General features: G+C 64.1%; 14 protein-coding genes. 5 read left to right on the top strand and 9 right to left on the bottom strand.

What is annotated here, in order from left to right:
• Positions 1–30 precede the first annotated feature (30 nt).
• A complete protein-coding gene (locus tag BM118_RS10855; RefSeq protein ID WP_092185046.1) occupies positions 31–1,206 on the bottom strand; it encodes a vWA domain-containing protein in 1,176 nt (391 codons plus the stop codon).
• Positions 1,207–1,329: 123 nt separating this feature from the next.
• On the opposite strand from BM118_RS10855, the gene BM118_RS10850 reads away from it, so the two are divergent.
• Entirely contained in the window at positions 1,330–1,575 is a 246-nt protein-coding gene (locus tag BM118_RS10850) for a GlsB/YeaQ/YmgE family stress response membrane protein (protein WP_027548317.1), read from the top strand.
• Positions 1,576–1,668: 93 nt separating this feature from the next.
• Positions 1,669–2,511 carry an AAA family ATPase gene (locus tag BM118_RS10845; RefSeq protein WP_092186127.1) on the top strand — a complete coding sequence of 281 codons (843 nt, stop codon included), beginning with the start codon at positions 1,669–1,671 and terminating at the stop codon, positions 2,509–2,511.
• Positions 2,512–3,643: 1,132 nt separating this feature from the next.
• Here BM118_RS10845 and BM118_RS10835 read toward each other — a convergent pair.
• The 5 genes from BM118_RS10835 to BM118_RS10815 all read right to left on the bottom strand — a co-directional run bounded on the left by BM118_RS10835 (position 3,644) and on the right by BM118_RS10815 (position 8,325).
• Positions 3,644–3,925 carry a hypothetical protein gene (locus tag BM118_RS10835; protein ID WP_092185044.1) on the bottom strand — a complete coding sequence of 94 codons (282 nt, stop codon included), beginning with the start codon at positions 3,923–3,925 and terminating at the stop codon, positions 3,644–3,646.
• 1 nt (position 3,926) lies between these two features.
• On the bottom strand, positions 3,927–5,573 hold the full coding sequence (locus tag BM118_RS10830; RefSeq protein ID WP_092185042.1) for a GMC family oxidoreductase: 1,647 nt from the start codon (positions 5,571–5,573) through the stop codon (positions 3,927–3,929).
• A gap of 14 nt (positions 5,574–5,587) precedes the next feature.
• Positions 5,588–6,181: a GNAT family N-acetyltransferase gene (locus BM118_RS10825; RefSeq protein ID WP_092185040.1), complete on the bottom strand. Its 594-nt coding sequence runs from the start codon at positions 6,179–6,181 to the stop codon at positions 5,588–5,590.
• Between the two features lie 140 nt (positions 6,182–6,321).
• Complete coding sequence (locus BM118_RS10820; protein WP_092185038.1) at positions 6,322–7,248, bottom strand: SMP-30/gluconolactonase/LRE family protein; 927 nt, start codon at positions 7,246–7,248, stop codon at positions 6,322–6,324.
• A 243-nt stretch (positions 7,249–7,491) separates the two neighbouring features.
• Entirely contained in the window at positions 7,492–8,325 is an 834-nt protein-coding gene (locus BM118_RS10815) for an AraC family transcriptional regulator (RefSeq protein WP_177234192.1), read from the bottom strand.
• A 182-nt stretch (positions 8,326–8,507) separates the two neighbouring features.
• Between BM118_RS10815 and BM118_RS10810 the strand changes: the two genes are divergently transcribed.
• Positions 8,508–9,611 (top strand): mandelate racemase/muconate lactonizing enzyme family protein, encoded by a 1,104-nt coding sequence (locus BM118_RS10810; protein ID WP_092185033.1) that lies wholly within the window; start codon positions 8,508–8,510, stop codon positions 9,609–9,611.
• A 9-nt stretch (positions 9,612–9,620) separates the two neighbouring features.
• On the opposite strand, the gene BM118_RS10805 is transcribed toward BM118_RS10810, so the two are convergent.
• A complete protein-coding gene (locus tag BM118_RS10805) occupies positions 9,621–9,977 on the bottom strand; it encodes a hypothetical protein (protein ID WP_092185031.1) in 357 nt (118 codons plus the stop codon).
• 184 nt (positions 9,978–10,161) lie between these two features.
• Between BM118_RS10805 and BM118_RS10800 the strand changes: the two genes are divergently transcribed.
• The gene (locus BM118_RS10800) at positions 10,162–10,386 is read left to right on the top strand and encodes a hypothetical protein (protein ID WP_011089440.1); all 225 of its coding nucleotides are present in this window, start codon (positions 10,162–10,164) and stop codon (positions 10,384–10,386) included.
• A gap of 280 nt (positions 10,387–10,666) precedes the next feature.
• On the opposite strand, the gene BM118_RS10795 is transcribed toward BM118_RS10800, so the two are convergent.
• Entirely contained in the window at positions 10,667–11,323 is a 657-nt protein-coding gene (locus BM118_RS10795; RefSeq protein WP_092185029.1) for a glutathione S-transferase family protein, read from the bottom strand.
• A 179-nt stretch (positions 11,324–11,502) separates the two neighbouring features.
• On the opposite strand from BM118_RS10795, the gene BM118_RS10790 reads away from it, so the two are divergent.
• Complete coding sequence (locus tag BM118_RS10790) at positions 11,503–12,726, top strand: polyhydroxyalkanoate depolymerase (protein ID WP_092185027.1); 1,224 nt, start codon at positions 11,503–11,505, stop codon at positions 12,724–12,726.
• Between the two features lie 136 nt (positions 12,727–12,862).
• On the opposite strand, the gene BM118_RS10785 is transcribed toward BM118_RS10790, so the two are convergent.
• Entirely contained in the window at positions 12,863–16,192 is a 3,330-nt protein-coding gene (locus BM118_RS10785) for an adenylate/guanylate cyclase domain-containing protein (RefSeq protein ID WP_177234191.1), read from the bottom strand.
• Between the last annotated feature and the right edge of the window lie 291 nt (positions 16,193–16,483).

Genomic DNA, 16,483 nt, shown 5'->3' with positions numbered 1-16,483 from the left:
ACTTTGTCGCGCCCCGGAATGACAACAGAGCTAGTGCGTCAATTCCTTCATCGCACCTTCGAGACCTTCGATGGTGATCGGGTACATCCGGTTGGCGAAGATGCGTTTGATGATGGTGGTGGATTCCGAATAATCCCAGTGTTTCTGCGCGACCGGATTGAGCCACACCGTATGCGGATAGGTGCGGATGATGCGGTCGAGCCAGACCGAGCCCGGCTCCTCGTTGACGTGCTCGACCGAGCCGCCCGGCACCATGATCTCGTAAGGCGACATCGAGGCGTCGCCGACGAACACGACCTTGTAATCGTGCGGGTATTTGTGCAGCACGTCCCAGGTCGGCGTGCGATCGGTGAAGCGGCGCTTGTTCTGCTTCCACACGCCTTCATAGAGGCAGTTGTGGAAGTAGAAATACTCCATGTGCTTGAACTCGCTCTTCGCCGCCGAGAACAGCTCCTCGACCTGCTCGATATGCGAATCCATGGAGCCACCGATGTCGAAGAACACCAGCAGCTTCACCGCATTGCGCCGCTCGGGGCGCATGTGAACGTCGAGATAGCCGTGATTGGCGGTCTCGCGGATGGTGGTGTCGAGATCGAGCTCGTCGGGTGCGCCGGTGCGCGCGAACTTGCGCAGGCGGCGCAGCGCCACCTTGATGTTGCGGATGCCGAGCTCGACATTGCCGTCGAGGTCTTTGAACTCGCGCTTGTCCCACACCTTCACGGCGCGGTTGTTGCGGTTCTTCTCCTGGCCGATGCGGACGCCTTCGGGATTGTAGCCGTAGGCGCCGAACGGCGAGGTGCCGGCGGTGCCGATCCACTTCGAGCCGCCCTGGTGGCGTCCCTTCTGCTCCTCGAGGCGCTTCTTCAGGGTCTCCATGAGCTTGTCCCAGCCCATGGCCTCGATCTGCTTCTTCTCTTCCTCGCTGAGGTACTTCTCGGCGAGCTTCTTCAGCCACTCCTCGGGGATCTCGGCCTTGTCCATGGCCTCGAGCAGGCTCTCCAGGCCCTTGAACACGGTGCCGAAGACGCGGTCGAACTTGTCGAGGTTGCGCTCGTCCTTCACCAGCGAGGCGCGCGACAGGTAGTAGAAATTCTCGACGGTGTAGTCCGCGAGGTCAGCGTCGAGCGCCTCCATCAACGTGAGGTATTCGCGCAGCGTCACGGGGACCTGCGCATCGCGCAGAGAAGTGAAGAATTGCAGGAACATGGATGACAGATTGCCCGTCGGGGGACGAACGTCAAGGGGCGGAAGCCGCAGGCGGGCGCTGGACCGGGCGGCTTTTTGCTCTAGAATTGACCACCTCACGGGGTTGTTTTGGGGACGTTTGCAATGGGAATTCTCGCAGCACTCATCATCGGTGCGATCGCCGGCTGGCTTGCCGGCAAGATTGTCCACGGGGCGGGATTTGGGCTGATCGGCAACATCGTCGTCGGCATCATCGGCGCACTGGTGGCGGGCTGGGTGCTGCCTCAGCTGCACATCCAGCTCGCGACCGGTACCGTCGGCGCGATCGTGGACGCCACCATCGGCGCGGTGATTGTGCTCGTCATCCTTTCGCTGATAAAACGGGTCTGAAAGCCTGACCGAACCAGGAACGGCCGCCATGAGCGGCCGTTCCGTTTGTTGGACCAGGGCGATGCCTGGGACGACGACCAACAAGGACGCGCGATGAAATTTACCGGCACCAAGGACTATGTTGCGACCGACGATCTCAAGGTCGCCGTCAATGCCTCGATTGTGCTGGAGCGCCCGCTCCTCATCAAGGGCGAGCCCGGCACCGGCAAGACGGTGCTGGCGGAGGAAGTGGCGAAGGCGCTGAACGCGCCGCTTTTGACCTGGCACATCAAGTCCACCACCAAGGCGCAGCAGGGCCTCTACGAATACGACGCGGTGTCGCGCCTGCGCGACAGCCAGCTCGGCGATAGCAGGGTCTCCGACATCAGGAACTACATCAAGCGCGGCAAGCTGTGGGAGGCGTTCACCGCCGAGCAGCGCCCGGTGCTGCTGATCGACGAGATCGACAAGGCCGACATCGAGTTTCCGAACGACCTCTTGCTCGAGCTCGACCGCATGGAATTCCATGTCTACGAGACCGGCGAGACGATCAAGGCGAAGCAGCGCCCGATCATGATGATCACCTCCAACAACGAGAAGGAGCTGCCGGACGCTTTTCTCCGCCGCTGCTTCTTCCACTACATCAAATTCCCCGACGCCGACACGATGGGCCGGATCGTCGACGTCCACTTCCCCGGCATCAAGAAGCGCCTAGTGGAAGAAGCGCTGCGCATCTTCTTCGAAGTGCGCGAGGTGCCCGGCCTGAAGAAAAAGCCCTCGACCTCCGAGCTGCTCGACTGGCTGAAGCTGCTGCTCAACGAGGACATGAGCGCCGAGCAGCTCCGCGAACGCGATCCGCGCAAGCTGATCCCGCCGCTGCACGGCGCGCTGCTCAAGAACGAGCAGGACGTGCATTTGTTCGAGCGGCTGGCGTTTTTGAGCAGAAGGGAAGTGTAGGCCACAGCGCTTCCGCATGCTCGCCTCGCACAATTGAAGCACCGTGCAACCCACGGGGTCGTCCTGGCGAAAGCCAGGACCCATACCGCGTGATCTATCGATAAGACTCCGGGGCCAGTACCGCCCACCAAACCCCTCCCTGGGGTAATGGGTCCTGGCTTTCGCCAGGACGACGTTGGGAGGCATTTGCGCGCTTTCTCTCTCCACCTCGTCATTGCGAGCGCAGCGAAGCAATCCAGAACCCCTCCGCGGAAAGACCCTGGATTGCTTCGCTGCGCTCGCAATGACGGAAGGCGAGGTATGGGCTGGTTCTCCAGATGACGCTGTCATTCCCCGCGAAGGCGGGGAATCCAGTACGCCGCAGCCTCTCGGCTCCATCACAACCGCCTCTCGAATACTGGATCGCCCGCCTTCGCGGGCGATGACAACGAGTGTGTGGTCGCAGACACACCTTCGCATCCTCGCGGCGCATTTCGCCCGAGCTTTGCTCTCTCCATCGCCCTCCAGGAAAGAGGGCGCAGGGAAGGCCGGGTGCCGGCTGGCACCCACGGTCCGCTGTGCGTAAGCACACGCAGAAAACTGCACAGCGGCATACAGGTGAAGCCGAACACACGGCCTTCCCTGCGCAGTGGTCGGACGGCTTATGCCGTGCTCTCCCGGGAGCCGAGTTCCTTCTGGCCTCCCTCACCCCAGCGAAAGTCGCCGGCGCCGCGCCGGTTGACGCAACTGCCGCCTCCGCAAGAGCTTGACCGTAGCAACGACGGCCTGGACCACACGGTTTTGCCGTACGCACACAGCGCCGCTCGTCCGCACGAAGTTTTGGGCTCACGGAGAGCAATCCGCCCTGCCCACACCTCTCGTACACGACGCTGCCGCGTCCACCGCAACCCGGCCCGCGTTTCGAACGACTCGCGAACCGCCCCTCTTCGTCAGGCCGGGCTGGCTCGACTTATGCCGCAATTCCGAAATTCGGTAAAGTGGAATATTTTTGTGCGAAGGGGTTGACGACGTGGCGCGGTGTTTTGCCCGACGGGACACGTCACATTCGTAGCCCGGAAGGAGCGCAGCGAAATCCAGGGAATGGCGCGCAGACCGAGGCAATCATCCCGGATTGCGCTTCGCTCCATCCGGGCTACGCCAGATCAGCCTCTGTCCGCCACTTGTCCATCGATTCAAAAATGACAGTTCTGGGCCAGCTTGGATGAGCCTCCTTCTCGCCGGACCACGTCAAGTGAACTTCCGCCACTCTTTTATCCTCCAGTGAGGCAAGGACGTCGTCGCGATCATCCCGCCTGGCGAGCACCTTGATCTCCAAACCGACAAGCGGGTGCAGGTCGCCAATCTCCTTCCTCAACTCCTCTTCGAGAAGAAGGCGCTCGCGTTCATCGATGACTTGACGCCAGGCCCCACGCATCTCACGCCATCGCGGCGTCCGGAAGCCGCACGGATTCCATCGGAGCCTTGCCGCGGATCAGGTCCGAGGCACGATCCGCGATCATCATCGTGGATGCGTTGAGGTTCGCCGAGATCATGCGCGGCATCACCGAAGCATCGATCACGCGGAGCCCCTCCAGGCCATGGACGCGGAGCTGGTCGTCGACCACCGCCCAGGTGGAATCCGCCGGGCCCATGCGGCAGGTGCAGCCGGGGTGGAAGGTGGTGGTGCCGCGCTCGGTGGCGGCGGCGAGGAATTCGTCGTCGGTGTTGATGTTGGGGCCGGGGAAATCCTCGTAGGCGTAATAGGGCGACAGCGGCGCGGACTTCAGGAGGTTTCGCGCGAGCTTCATGCCGCCGACGATGACGCGGCGGTCGAGCTCGGCGTCGAGATAGTTGGTCTGGATGATCGGTGGCGCAAACGGATCGGCCGAGCGGATGCGGACATAGCCCCGGCTTTCGGGGCGCTGCTGCCAGGACGCGACCGTCATGCCGGGCTCGTCCTCGAGCTGACCCTGCACGCCTTCCTTGTAGCTTGCGGGGGTGAAGGTGAGCTGCAGGTCGGAGCTCTCCGCGCTCTCGCCGGAGTGCCAGAAGCAATAGACCATGGTCGGCGACAGCGAGAGCAGGCCGCGGCGCGCGGTCGCCCATTTCAGCGCCTCGATCCACAGCGAGAGGCCGCGGCGGAGCTCGTTGATGGTCTTGATGTCTTTTACGCGCGCCACCGTGCGCGGGGCATAATGGTCTTGCAGGCCCTCGCCGACCGGCAACGCGTGGCGAACCGCGATGCCGTGAGCACCGAGCAAATCGGGCGAGCCGACGCCGGAGAGCTGGAGCAGCTGCGGCGAATTATAGGTGCCGCCGGACAGGATCACTTCCTTGTTGGCGCGCACCTCCACCGGCGTGCCGCCGCGGCCGCCCTTGGTGTAGCGCACGCCGACGGCGCGCTTGCCCTCGAAGATGATCTCGGTCGCGTGCGCGTGGGTGTGCACATGCACGTTCGGCCGCTTCATCGCGGGCTTCAGGAACGCGGTCGAGCCGGAGACGCGCAGGCCGTTGTTGATGGTGCGCTGGCAGTAGGAGACGCCTTCCTGCTTCGCGCCGTTGTAATCGGGGTTGCGCGGGATGCCGAGCGAGACCGCGCCCTCCATGAAGGCCTCGCAGAGCGGATCGCGCCAGTCCATGGTGGTGACGATGAGGTTGCCGTCGCGTCCGCGATAGGTGTCCTCGCCCTCACCGACGCGCTTCTCCAGCCGCTTGAAGTAAGGCAGCACGTCGGCATAGCCCCAGCCGCGATTGCCCATCTGCGCCCAGGTGTCGAAATCCATGCGCTGGCCGCGATTGTAGATGTGGCCGTTGATCGAGGACGAGCCGCCGAGCGTCTTGCCGCGCGGCGCGTAGATGCTGCGCCCGCCGGTGTAAGGCCCCGGCTCCTGCTGGTAGGCCCAGTTGATGCTCTTCATGTGGAAGGTCTTGATGAAACCCGCCGGCAGATGGATGTACGGGTGCCAGTCGCTCGGGCCCGCCTCCAGCACGCATACGCTCGTATTCGGATCTTCGCTGAGCCGATTGGCAAGCACGCAGCCGGCGGAGCCCGCGCCGACGATCACATAATCAAATCTGTCCATGGTGCCTCGGCCGCTCAGCGCGGCTTGTCGTTGAGTTGAAATTCGAGATGCGCCTGCACCGTCGGCCATTCGGCGGCAGTGATGCTGTAGACCACGGTGTCGCGCAGCGTGCCGTTCGGCGCGATCTGATGGCTGCGCAGAATGCCGTCCTGCTTGGCGCCCAGGCGCTCGATGGCGCGGCGGCTCTGGTGGTTGAAGAAGTGCGTGCGGAATTCGACCGCGATGCAGTTCAGCGCCTCGAAGGCGTGCCGGAGCAGCAGCAGCTTGCACTGCGTGTTGAGCGGGCCGCGCTGCGCGCTCTTGCCATACCAGGTCGAGCCGATCTCGACGCGGCGGTTGGTGGCATCGATGTTCATGTAGGTCGTCATGCCGACGATGTTGCCGCCGGCATCGAACACGGTGAACGGCAGCATCGAGCCCGCGGCCTGCAAGGCCAGGCGGCGGTCGATCTCCTTGCCCATGTTCTCCGGCAGGGGAATCGCGGTGTACCAGAGCTTCGACAGCTCGCCGTCCTTCACGGCCTCCACCAGCCCCTCGATATGCTGGTGCGACAGCGGCTCGAGACGGGCGTGCTGTCCACGCAGGGTGATGGGATCAGGCCAGGGCATTCTATCGTTCCTCATGAATGTCATTCCGGGGCGGTCCGCAGGACCGAACTATGGTGCGCAATTGCGCACCTGAGAATCTCGAGATCCCGGGTTCTATGCTCCGCATAGCCCCGGGATGACAATCGCGTTTTACGCGATTGTCACTTGTTCAAAAAGTTCAACGGCAAACCGCCGCGCGGCCAGTCCATGGCGATCAGCTCGCCCTTGCCTGACAGCGTGATGTAGGCGGTCTTCAGCCCGGGGCCGCCGAAGGCGATGTTGGTGGTGACGCGGTCGCCGGTCGGGACCTGCTCGACGAGGGTCCCATCCGGCGCGATCACCGAGATGCAGCCGGAGACGAGGGTGGCGACGCAGACATTGCCGTTCGCCTCCACCGCGAGCGAGTCGAACATCTGGTAGCCGCCGAGGCCGCAGATCGGCTTGCCCCGTTCGCCGCGGTAGATCGGCTCGCGCGGCTTGAGCGTGCCGGGGGCGGAGAGCTCGTAGGCCCAGAGCCGCCCCGTCGGCGTTTCCGCGATGTAGACCGTGTTTTCGTCCGGCGAGAGCCCGATGCCGTTGGCCGGCAGCACGCCGTGCACGACCTCCACGATCTCGGTCATGCCGGGCTTGAGGTAGTACATGCCGCCGACGTCCATCTCGCGCGCGCGGCGCTTGCCGAGATCGGAGAACCAGAGGCCGCCGTGCCTGTCGAACACCAGATCGTTCGGTCCGCGCAGATCGTGCTCGCCGCATTTGGTCACGACGGTCTCGACCTTGCCCGATTGCAGATCGACGCGCTGGATCGAGCCGCCGAGATAGCCGTCCGGCTGCGGGCCCGGCATGATCATCTTGCCGGTCGGAATCCAGGAGAAGCCGCCATTGTTGCAGATGTAGATCTTGCCGTCGGGGCCGAGGGCCGCGCCATTCGGTCCGCCCGGCACCTTGGCGACGATCTCCTTGCGGCCGTCGGGATGGACGCGGGTCAGGCGCTGGCCGCGGATCTCCACCAGCACCACCGAGCCGTCCGGCATCACGACCGGCCCTTCGGGAAATTCGAGGTCGGTGGCGAGAACGCGGACGTCAGACATTTGAGACCCTCCCGGCTGCTTGTTATGGCTTGCACGGGATGTCCGGCACGGGCCCCCACACGCAAGATTTGCCCGTGGTTATGACAAAGTCACCGGGGCTTGCCAAGCAAGCGGGACGGTATGCCAGCGTTGCGCCGCAAGGCGCGACAAGGGCCATCGCGCCTTGCGTTGTCGTTGAGCATGATCTCTTCGGAAAACCGCTTCGCACTTTGCGCCAACGCGGCCTTTCGGGTCCGGATCATGCTACTGCCGCACCGGCACCCATATCTCGAAACCGCCATTGCCGGTCGCAGGATCGAACTTTTCGTCGTAGCGCTCGAAGCTCGGCGCGTCCGCGGCCTTCAGGCCGGAGGCGGGCAGCCACTGATTCCAGATCGTGTTGACGGTGCGCCGGATCGAGGCGACGTGGTCGGTGTGGGTGAACACCGCATAGCGCTGCTCGGGGATGCGGATGCGGCCGAAGCGGCGCGGCAGGTCGGAATAATCGCTGACCTCGACACCGGCGATGTAGTCGAAATTGCCGGCATCATCACCGTTGCAGCAGACGCCATAGGCGACGTTGCCGACACGCGCCGGAATGTCGGCGACCTCCTGGTGGAAGCGGTGCCACATCCCCGGGATGATGGCGCCGTTGTCGCAGGAGATGCGTTCACTGATGCCGGCGACGAGGAAGGCCTTTGCGGTCTCGAAACGCGGCGGGGCTAGAGTGTCTGACAGGGTGGAGTCCATGAGGATCGGCTCCTGAAGCTTGAGATGGCCGGTGCACGTCGCGGCCCGCACCGCTTCGGGTGTGGTGCCGAACTGGTCGCGGAACGCGCGGGTGAATGCTTCGTGCGAGCCGTAATCCGCCTCCAGCGCCAGCGACAGAATGTCCGGCGCGCCGTTCGCAAGACTGCGCGCCGCCTCGGTCAGCCGCCGCGCGCGCACGTAACGCATCACCGGCAGGCCGGTGGCTGCGGCGAACGCGCGCACGATGTGGAACCGCGACACACCCGATATCGCAGCGATCTCGTCGAGCGTCATCGGCTCGGCCAGATGGCTCTCGATATACCAGAGCGCGCGCTGGGCTGGATTCATGGTGGTTCGGGCTCTCATTCGAAGCGCGACCATGATGCACGGAACGCCGCGGGCTTCGCTTGATCGGCGTTGCGGTCCCGCAAGAGGATAACGCCGGAACAGCCACTGGCAACGCCCGGGCGTTCATGGCTACACTCGGGACGTCCTTGAAACGCTCACAAGAAAGCAGGAGGAACCGCGTCATGAAGATCACCGATGTGCGGGCGCACCATATCCGCATCCCCTATGACGCCGGTGTCGCGAGCTTCCGCCAGGGCGCCTCCGCCATCACCGCGCTGGACATGGTGATCGTCGAGGTCACGACCGACGCCGGGCTGACCGGCTGGGGCGATGCCTTCGCCTATGTCTGTCCCCGCACCGCGCGCAGCGCCGTCGAGGAGATGATCGCACCGCAGGCCCGTGGCCTGGAGGTTCCCGACGCCGCCGGCATTCCCGCGGTGATGGAGCAGATCCAGCGCAATCTGCATCTGTTCGGCCGCTACGGCATCACCATGTTCGCAATCTCCGGGCTCGACATCGCGCTGTGGGACCTCGCCGCCAAGATCAAGGGCGTGCCGGTGCACCGCCTGCTCGGCGAGACCAGGCGCCCGGCCATTCCGGCCTATGCGAGCCTGTTGCGGATCGGCTCGCCCGACAACATCGCCAGCGAATGCAGGAAGGCGCTCGCGCTCGGTTATGGCGCGATCAAGCTGCACGAGACCACGGCGCCGGCGGTCTTTGCCGCGCGCGAGGCGATCGGCCCGGGCATTCCGCTGATGGTGGACATGAACTGCCCGCTGTCGGGTGAGCAGGCGATCGCGTTCGCCGGGACATGCCGGGACGCGCAGCCGATGTTCCTGGAGGAGCCGGTCTGGCCGCCGGAGGATTTTACTGCGCTCGCCGAGGTCCGCCGCAAGGGCGGGCTCGGCATCGCCGCCGGCGAGAACGCCTGCACGGAATATCAATTCCGCCAGATGATGAATGCGGGCGCGGTGAGCCATGCCCAGCCGTCGGTGACCAAGGTCGGCGGCATCACGGAATTTCTGAAGGTCGCGGCGCTCGCAGATGGGCTCGGCGTCAAGATCGTCCCGCACTCCCCGTATTTCGGCCCGGGCCTGCTGGCGACCTTGCATCTGTTGGCCGTGCGCGACGACGGGTTCGTCGAGATGTTTTACCTGAAGCGCGAGGCCTGCCTCTGGGGCGGCCGCGCCGATGTCGATGCCACGGGCCATGTCGGGGTGCCGACTGGACCTGGGCTCGGCTATGAGCCCGACCGCGGCGTGATGGAGCGATATCGCGTCGCGTGAGCGCGGCGCCTATTTCGCCGCGTCCTTGGCCGGCGGCGTGTCCTGCTTCTTCTTCAAATCCTCCGCGATCTTCGTCTGCGCGGCCTGGAGATCGCCGAGCGTCTTCTGCAAGCCGGCGAGGCTCGTCTTCAACGCGTCGATCTGGCGATTGGCGGCATCCAGCTTCTGCTGGTGATCGAGGTTGAGCTTGGTGATCGTCTTCTGGAGGAAATCGACGTTGCTCTGGAGGCAGCTCGTGCGCCGCTCCATGGTCTTCTCGACGGTGCAGATCTCGATGCCGGGCACGTCCTGTGCGCGGAGCGGCGCGATCGCCAGCGTGGCGAGCAGCAACATCACGACACAAACGCCGACGCTTCGAAACGGCATGCAGGTTCCTCATCAAATCGATCACGGCAATGTGCGCTTTTTGCGCACAGCCGTCGGACGCTACCACACTCGTACCGCATTCTCGCGTTGAGCTTGGCTTGTTCCCTAGGGACAGGGAGCAGTGAACCGCACGCGGGAGAAATGGGCGCTCTTTCCGCGGCTTTGATTAGGGGAGATTTTTGGAATGGCAACGCGCGATAGACGTCTGGCGGAATTCGACGGCGCTGGAGAGCCGCCACCTGGCTTGCCGGTCGAAGTGCTGTGCGAGGATCACAGCGGAACGTATCAACTGCCGTTCGCCTGCCGCTATGTCGAGGGACGCTGGCAGAACCACGAGGCCGGCATCGCGGTCGAAGCGACCGTGATCGGCTGGCGCCTGCCACGCGTGAAGCACTCCGGCGTCGCCTGACGGCGGCTTTTGTTCCAAAATGCAACGGGGCCGCGCTCCGCCTTAACCTTCGGAACGCGGTTCGAACGAATCGCGTCCGAATCAGTCGTAGAGCCTTGTCCACACCTGTTCACGGCTAGATGTCGATGCAGGTCTGTTCTCGCGCACAATATCTGCGAGACCGGCGGGCGGGCTCGGGCATCGAGCCGGCGCCAAAGGTTAACGGCGGACGAGGCGCGGCCCGCACCACGGCCCCAGGCGATCCCCGCCCCCGAAACAGGCAGGGCCGAGCCGGGCCTGCCTAATATTCGACCTCGAGCTCCTCGATCTCGGCCGGCTCTTCCTTTGCCGCCGCGATCCATTCCTTCATCTCGGGCATGGCCATGATGGTATCGGCATAAGCCTTCAGCCTCGGCTCGAGCTTGACGTCATAGGTCACGAAGCGTGTCACCACGGGCGCGTACATCGCATCCGCCATGGTGCGCCTCTCGCCGAACAGGAACGGGCCGCCCGATTTCTCCAGGCAGTCGCGCCAGATGAACCAGACGCGGTCGATGTCGGCCTGCGCGCGCGACCAGATCTTGAAGCCGGGGAAGTGCCCCTTCAGATTGACCGGCAGCGAGGCGCGTAGCGTGGTGAAGCCGGAATGGATTTCGCCGCAGATCGAGCGGCAATGGGCGCGCTGGACGCGGTCATCCGGCAGCAGCCCGGCATCCGGCATCACCTCGTTGAGATATTCGGCGATCGCCAGCGTGTCCCAGACGGTGGCGCCCTCGTGCCGCAGGCACGGCACCAGGATCGACGACGACAGCAGGAGAATTTCGGCGCGCGCGGAGGCGTCGTCGGGCGCGGTCACGATCTCCTCGAAATCGAGCCCGGAAAATTTCGTCAGCAGCCAGCCACGCAGCGACCAGGACGAGTAGTTCTTGCTGCTGATGGTCAGTGTCGCTTTCGCCATATGGCCCTTCCCTCACGCCTGAGACCGGCACCCCGCCCGGCCCGCCGGCGTGCCCACTACCTGTGCTTCCATGTGTACACCCCGCTTGAAGAGCAAGCGATGTGCCAGTTTTCCGGGCGATTTGACTCAAGTCTGGCTTCGATATTGCATGGCAACATGGGACAGGTGGGCACTTCAGTATGATGTCGATGTATTATCAAGCCTTTCAGAACCAGATGGACCTGACGGCGCCGTGGCGGGCGGGCGCCTCGTCTGCGCTCAAATTCCTCAATCTGGTGCCGCAGGGCCTATCGGACCAGGTGGTCGGCCGGCTCTCGGCGGCGCTTGAGCTGATCTCGCGCTCCACCCTCACCTATCACCGTCCGGCCTATGGCATCGACAGCGTCATGGTGGGCAATCGCGAGGTCGCCGTCACCGAGGAGATCGCCTACGCGACCCCGTTCGGCTCGCTGCTGCATTTCAAGAAGCACGACGTGCCCGAGCAGCCACGCATGCTGCTGGTGGCGCCGATGTCCGGCCATTTCGCGACGCTGCTGCGCGGCACCGTGAAGACGCTGCTCCAGGATCACGACGTCTACATCACCGACTGGCACAATCCGCGCGACATTCCCCGCAGCGAAGGCCGCTTCGGGCTCGACGACTACACCGATCACCTCATCGACTTCCTCGGCCAGCTCGGCCCGCGCCCGCATATGGTGGCGATCTGCCAGCCGTCGGTCTCGGCGCTCGCGGCCGCCGCCGTCATGTGCGAGGGCAACCATCCCTCGCGGCCGGCGACGCTGACGCTGATGGCAGGCCCGATCGACACACGGATCCAGCCGACCCGGGTCAACGAGTTCGCCAAGAGCAGGCCGATCGACTGGTTCGAGCAGAACCTGATCAACTACGTGCCGGTGCAGTGCCGCGGCGCGCTGCGCAAAGTGTATCCGGGCTTCGTGCAGCTCACCGCCTTCGTCTCGATGAACCTCGAGCGGCACATCAAGCAGCACATGGATCTCGCCAACCACATCGCCAAGGGCGAGAAGGACAAGGCGGCGACCATCAAGACCTTCTACGACGAGTATTTCGCCGTGATGGATCTGCCGGCCGAGTTCTACATCGAGACCGTGCGCGACGTGTTCCAGGAGCATCTGCTGCCGCAGGGCAAGCTGATGCATCGGGGACGGCCGGTGAACACCAAGGCCGTCAGCCGCATGGGGCTGATGACGATCGAGGGCGAGAAGGACGACATCTGCTCGATCGGCCAGACGCTCGCCGCGCAAGACCTCTGCACCAGCGTGCGCGCCTATCGCCGGGTGCACCACATGCAGGCCGGCGTCGGCCATTACGGCGTGTTCTCCGGCAAGCGCTGGAACAACGAGATCTATCCGCTGCTGCGCGATTTCGTCCACGTCAATTCGTAACCCGTCATCCCCTGACCCGTACGTCACGTGCGAACCTCATTGCGCTGTTGCGCATTGAGGCGATCGGAGATTGCCCGGGGGCATATCAAGGCGCCTCCGTTGACCCCAGACGGCCAGCCAGGGAAACGGCCCGTGCCTAATGCTCGTGCTTGAGCAGCTCTTTCGCTTCTTCGACTTCGGGAAGATTTCGCTCCGCGTCGAATTCAGCGAGGACGGGAGCGAGCAGTTCGAAAACCGCGCCCGCTCGGCCATTTGTCTTGTGCAGGCGCGCAAGTCCGAGGGCGCTGCGCAGCTCGAAAGTCTTCGCCTGCTGGTGTCGTGCGATTTCCAGCGCTCGGTTGAAGGCATTTTCGGCCCCGTGACCGTCCGGAGGGTCATGACGCGACAAAAGCTCGCCCTGGACGCGATGCAGCTCGGCATCAAGCCAATGCTGACCGGATTGTCCCGCCCATGCGATCAGTTCGCCCAAGATTTCCAGCCCGGTTTCGAGTTGGCCCACCTCTGCATCCGCCATCGCGACCTGCATCCCCCAAAACGGTTCACAGAGGTAGCAGTCATTCTCGCGCAGCATGGTCCATCCGCGACGCATTTCCGTCAGTCCGTCCATTCGGTCGCCGGCACGCCACTTGGCAAGGCCATTCAGGTAGGTACCGGCGGCCACATATAGCGGCATCGTATGGTCGCGCGCGAGACCGAGCGCCAGGATGGTATCCGTTTGCTGCAACATGCCCCCGCATAGTCCGTCGAACACAGCGCGATGAACAAGCGCATTGGCCCGCGAAAGCGCCCGTTTTTCTCCTGAAGCGCTCACCGCTTCCGCGGCGAGCCGGCGCGCGCGAGCGATGCTGCCAAGCGGCCAAAGCACCAGAGCGAGAAACCTCATGATCACGAACGGGAGATCCAGCGCCGAGGACCTGAACGTCGCGGGATCCGGCTCGGCACCATAGATCGCCAGTGCCTGCTCAAGATGCGTTCTCGCGTTCAAATAGTCGCCCCCGAACCAGCAGGTGACGCCGCCCGTCCAATGCGCGACGACGGCGGCCACCGGTGCGTCCGGTCGTCGCTCCGCGACACTCATAATGGCGTCTGCCAGCTCCCTCATCGGAGCAAGTTCGCCGTGTGTCAGGCAGGCATTGAAGAGGCCGGAATGGATCGGCGCAAGTTCAACCGGATCATTGATGTCGGCTGCGAACTGTCGGGCGCGCGTCCATGCGGCTACCGTTTCGGGGGCGCTGTGCCCGAGGCCGCCCCGTAACGCACGGCCATATGCGATTTGAAGATGCAACCTGCTCATCATCCGGCGGGGCTCATCAGGCAGCTCATCGGCAATGGCAATCGCCTTGCCGAGATGTGCGATTGCCTCGGAATAGGCCGAGCGCTTCAGCGCCTGCTGGCCCGCCTTGTGCCACCACTCGAGGGCGACCTCGTTCAGCCCAGCCTCTGTGAAGTGGTGCGCCAGCACTTCCGGCTCAGTCTCGGCGACGACTGGAAACTTTTCACGCAGGACATCACCGATGCGCGTGTGAAGCACCTGCCGTTTGCTCTTGAGCAGGCTCTCGTAGGCCGCCTCCTGAACGAGAGCGTGCTTGAAACTATAGTTTGCTTCGGGCGGAGCCCCGCGACACACCAGCAGTTCGGCCTCTTCGAGTTGCCCCAGCGCAGCGCTCAGCGTCAGATCATCGCGTCCCGCCACATATCTCAGCAGCGCGTACGAGAAGTCGCGGCCGATGGCGGCGCCAATCTGCGCCACCTCCTTGACCGGAGCCAGCCGGTCGAGCCGCGCCATCAGCGAATCCTGCAGCGTCGCGGGAATGGCCAGCGGCGGGAGCGGACTTTCGAGGCGATAGCGCCCGGCACCTTCGACGAGCCATCCGGACTCCAGCACCATCTTGGTCAATTCCTCGACGAATAGCGGGACGCCATCCGTCCTGTCGATGATCTGCTTCATCATCTCGCGTGGCAGCTGGCGACCGACAGTCACCTGCTCGACCAGCGCCCGCGTGTCCTGCCGATCGAGCCGGTCGAGCCGCAACAGACTGACGTTGGCAAGGCCCGACCAGGAGGGCTCGAACTCCGGCCGGGATGTCATGAGCACGAGTATCGGCAGTCGCCTGATCCGGTCGACCGTGAGATCGAACAATTCGAGTGTCGTGGCATCGGCCCAATGCATATCCTCGCAGATAATCAGCAGAGGCTGCTCTCGCGCCAATCCCTCAAGCTGATCGAGAAGGGTGGCAAAGGTCTGTCGCCGCTGCTGCGCCGGGCTCAGACCGAGCGGCGGATAACGGTCGCCGGTTGGGATCGAAAGCAGTGCCGCAATGAGCGCTGTCGCCCGGGCGACCTGCTGCGTTCCAAGCGCCAGCATTGCCTCGAGCTTGTCGAGCTTTTGCCCGGGCGTGTCGTGCGAGCAAATGCCGGCTGCGCGCTCGAGCTGCGCGACAAAGGGGTGAAGCGCACTGTTGGTGTGGTAGGGCGAGCACTGATATCGCACCCGGCGGTGCACTCCCAACGCCGGGCTTTCGGACAGCGTTGCGACCATGCGCGACTTGCCGATGCCCGCTTCGCCGGAAATCAACACCATCTGGCCCTGTCCCTGCCATGCCAATCGCTGGCGCGAGAGCGCGAGTTCGATCTCCTCCTTGCGGCCGACAAAGCCGATCGAGCGCGCCGCGTGGACCGCCTCGAAGCGACTCTCCGATGCGGACGCTCCCTCGACCGCCCAGACCGCGATGGGTTCGGATATCCCCTTGACCTCGCGGCGGCCGAGGTTGCGGAAAGTGAAGAGATCACCGAGCAGCCGGCGCGTCGACGAGGCAACGACGACCGCTCCCGGTTCCGCCAGGCTCTGGAGCCGGGCAGCGAGGTTTGGTGTATCGCCGACCGTTGCGTGCTCCTCTGACGCATCTCCGCTGATGAGGTCGCCGACCACCACAAGCCCGGTCGCGATTGCGATCCGCAGCTCAACCCGTTCGTCGCCGCTCGTTTTGAGCTGTCTCATCGCAGAGATGGCGTCGAGGCCCGCGCGCACTGCGCGCTCCGCGTCATCCTCGTGGGCGCGCGGATAGCCGAAATAGACGAGTATTCCGTCGCCGACGAACCTGGCTATGCTGCCGTCATAGGCTGAGACGACCTTCGCGCAGGCGGCGCGATAGGCCCGGATCACTTCCCACATATCCTCGGGATCAAGACGCGCCGAGAGTGCGGTGGAACCGACCAGATCGCAAAACATGACGGTGAGGTGGCGCCGCTCGGCGTCGTGAGGAGGCGCCGGCGATGCGATCAACGCGGCGGGATCGAGGTCGGCAATGGCACGCAGCATTTTACGTCGATGGCCGAGCAGGACTCCGAGCTTATCGAAGTCCTCGTCCATCAGCTCGGGAAGGACGCCCACGTCGATCCCATTTTGGGCAAAACGCTCTGCGTATTGCCCAAGCCCCAATTTCTCGAGCCACTCCGCAATCTGCATTGGCTCCACCGATCGTGTGGTTGGCGGTTAGCAGAATTTTGGACCACGGCGCGGGGACGATATCCCAACATCGCCATGATGGCACGTCTTGTTTGTTGCGCGATAATTTAGGTTGCTCAGTACCGACACGGCTTCCAGGCGAGGTCGCGGCCCGATGCGAACGTCTGCGCTACCAAAAATCGTCTGCACGCAGCGTTGGACGACAGAGGTTGCGATGAGCCGTCACGACTTACTCCAGACCTGACGCCGAATCCAACGCTGCGGCCTGTGCTCACGTCACGACGCCAGGCA

The organism is Bradyrhizobium sp. cf659 (genome assembly GCF_900113725.1).
Classification (GTDB): Bacteria; Pseudomonadota; Alphaproteobacteria; order Rhizobiales; family Xanthobacteraceae; genus Bradyrhizobium.
This window is presented reverse-complemented; position numbering and strand designations above follow the sequence as displayed.

Excerpts from the sequence above, each read along its gene's own strand:
- BM118_RS10855 (WP_092185046.1), bottom strand. The coding sequence starts at position 1,206 with ATGTTCCTGCAATTCTTCACTTCTCTGCGCGATGCGCAGGTCCCCGTG.
- BM118_RS10850 (WP_027548317.1), top strand. The coding sequence starts at position 1,330 with ATGGGAATTCTCGCAGCACTCATCATCGGTGCGATCGCCGGCTGGCTT.
- BM118_RS10845 (WP_092186127.1), top strand. The coding sequence starts at position 1,669 with ATGAAATTTACCGGCACCAAGGACTATGTTGCGACCGACGATCTCAAG.
- BM118_RS10835 (WP_092185044.1), bottom strand. The coding sequence starts at position 3,925 with ATGCGTGGGGCCTGGCGTCAAGTCATCGATGAACGCGAGCGCCTTCTT.
- BM118_RS10830 (WP_092185042.1), bottom strand. The coding sequence starts at position 5,573 with ATGGACAGATTTGATTATGTGATCGTCGGCGCGGGCTCCGCCGGCTGC.
- BM118_RS10825 (WP_092185040.1), bottom strand. The coding sequence starts at position 6,181 with ATGCCCTGGCCTGATCCCATCACCCTGCGTGGACAGCACGCCCGTCTC.
- BM118_RS10820 (WP_092185038.1), bottom strand. The coding sequence starts at position 7,248 with ATGTCTGACGTCCGCGTTCTCGCCACCGACCTCGAATTTCCCGAAGGG.
- BM118_RS10815 (WP_177234192.1), bottom strand. The coding sequence starts at position 8,325 with ATGAATCCAGCCCAGCGCGCGCTCTGGTATATCGAGAGCCATCTGGCC.
- BM118_RS10810 (WP_092185033.1), top strand. The coding sequence starts at position 8,508 with ATGAAGATCACCGATGTGCGGGCGCACCATATCCGCATCCCCTATGAC.
- BM118_RS10805 (WP_092185031.1), bottom strand. The coding sequence starts at position 9,977 with ATGCCGTTTCGAAGCGTCGGCGTTTGTGTCGTGATGTTGCTGCTCGCC.
- BM118_RS10800 (WP_011089440.1), top strand. The coding sequence starts at position 10,162 with ATGGCAACGCGCGATAGACGTCTGGCGGAATTCGACGGCGCTGGAGAG.
- BM118_RS10795 (WP_092185029.1), bottom strand. The coding sequence starts at position 11,323 with ATGGCGAAAGCGACACTGACCATCAGCAGCAAGAACTACTCGTCCTGG.
- BM118_RS10790 (WP_092185027.1), top strand. The coding sequence starts at position 11,503 with ATGATGTCGATGTATTATCAAGCCTTTCAGAACCAGATGGACCTGACG.
- BM118_RS10785 (WP_177234191.1), bottom strand. The coding sequence starts at position 16,192 with ATGCAGATTGCGGAGTGGCTCGAGAAATTGGGGCTTGGGCAATACGCA.